Below are 2,022 nucleotides of genomic sequence, written 5' to 3' on the forward strand. Positions count from 1 at the left end.
CACACCGACGACAAACTAGGCCCGCATTATTAGTTTTTTCGTAAAGCTCAATCCACTTTAAACGTTGTTTAATTTCTTTGTTCATAGCGTCATAGTATATTGAAACGATCTCTATGAATCACACACAGGAAGTGATGCTTCGTGGACGCTTCTTTATACTTGTAATTAAGCACGTTTGATAAAATATGCGAAGAAGGTAAATAATACATTTACCTTCTTTTTAAAAGTATTAGCCTTTATAAACACTTTGGTGTTGATTAATGATGTTGTAGCTAGGGGAGTTTATGTTATCTATATAGCGCCAATCGGTTGTGATTTGCTCTTTAGTAATAGTCACTAACATATATCCACGGTGTGATAAGTCACAATAGTTTAAGTCGTTTATTAACAATGAAAGCGAGTCAGCCATTTGCTTTGCTTGTACTGTATTAAGCGCTAAATAATGCTCCATCCCCGGGGATGTAACACCTGGTGTTGCAAATTCTACTCCTATGCTTTCGCCTTTTGCATTTTTTAATGTGCCATGCCACGCATTGTGCGTATCACCTGCAACCACGACTAACTTTTTATTTAATGCGGTAACGCTTTTGTATAATGCTTCGCGCTCGCTTGGGTAACCATCCCACGCATCTAAATTGTAAGGCATTAAAGTATTTACGCGTGCGAGTTGCTCAGGTGTTACTGCTTTATTAGCTAACACGGCTTTTTTAATGGCAACAAGCTCTTTTAACACCTGCGGTATTTTAGTGCGATCGGATTGCGAGAATATTTCAGTAGGTAGCCACATTTTAGTCATCAATACTTGCTGGCCCAATACTTGCCATTTTGCATTTGATTTAGTTATTGCACTCGTGAGCCAGTTTAGTTGTGTGTTACCTAGTAACTGCCTACTTGGATTATTTAAATCACTGGCAAAGCGCGCAACATCCATTTGTTTGGTCTCTAGGTTTTTATAGTCGCTGTAAGCGAGTTGTTTATCGCGTGCTATTACGCGCGTATCTAGCATGTGCAAGCTTATTAAATTACCAAAATCGAAGGTGCGGTATATTTGCGGGCTTTGTTCGCCCATAGGCGGTCTAATTGGCAGCCATTCGTAATAGGCTTGAATAGCTGCTGCACGGCGCTTAAAAAAGTCACCTTCATCAGGGGTATGATTTTCAGCACCACTTTTATAGGTATCGTTGGTAACTTCGTGATCATCCCATATTGCAATAAAAGGCGCTGCAGCGTGAAGAGCTTGAAGTCCTTGGTCTGTTCTGTAAATAGCATAGCGCTTACGATAGTCGCTAAGGGTAATAATTTCACCACTGTTATCGGCTGCTAATTGGCGGCCAATTTTTTCAGCATTTTCGGTAGCGTATCCGCCCATTGGGTATTCGTAAATGTAATCTCCCAAATGCAGTACCACATCTAAATCTTTTTGTTTAGCGGCATCGGTGTAGGCATTAAAGTACCCAGCAGGATAGTTTGAGCACGACACAACAGCCATTTTTACTTGTTCAATGTTATTTATTGGTAGTGTTTTAGCACGGCCAATTGGGCTTTGTGTATTTAAACCCATAAACCGATAAAAGTACTCTGTGTTTGGAGCAAGTTCTTGCACATCTATTTTTATTGTAAAGTCTCTGCTTTTATCTGTTTGTTCGCGCCCGCTGCGGATGATGTTTTTAAATTGAGAGTCACTTGCCAATTCCCAAGCAGCAGTAACTTCAAAATTTGATTGAGAAGTAGTTGCACGTGTCCAAATTATTAAAGCATTACTGAGCGGATCGCCACTGGCTACACCGTGTTTAAATTCAATAGCCGATAGTGGTTTGTTTGTTAATGTTTGAGCACAACCTGTAATGGCACTCGATACTGCGACGGTAAATATGCTTGCTGCTGAGGTTTTTAAGAAATTTCGACGTGATGAAAGGGTCATACTGCACTTTTTGAATTATTTATAGTGGTGTGCACTTTAGCGGGTAGATATTACGTTTTTATAAACGCTAAATGTATTTAGTGTGACGGTATTAATACATT

The 2,022-nt window shown here is 39.7% G+C and carries 1 protein-coding gene; it reads right to left on the reverse strand.

Going from position 1 to position 2,022, the window contains the following annotated elements; all coding sequences use genetic code 11:
• Positions 1-229: 229 nt before the first annotated feature.
• Complete coding sequence (locus H5072_RS17985; RefSeq protein WP_182694327.1) at positions 230-1,921, reverse strand: alkaline phosphatase; 1,692 nt, start codon at positions 1,919-1,921, stop codon at positions 230-232.
• Positions 1,922-2,022: the final 101 nt, after the last annotated feature.

The sequence above is a fragment of the Pseudoalteromonas sp. SR45-5 genome, from assembly GCF_014163565.1.
GTDB lineage: Bacteria > Pseudomonadota > Gammaproteobacteria > Enterobacterales > Alteromonadaceae > Pseudoalteromonas > Pseudoalteromonas distincta.

Bases quoted from the DNA above. Each gene is read 5' to 3' on its own strand.
- H5072_RS17985 (WP_182694327.1), bottom strand. From the start codon at position 1,921: ATGACCCTTTCATCACGTCGAAATTTCTTAAAAACCTCAGCAGCAAGC.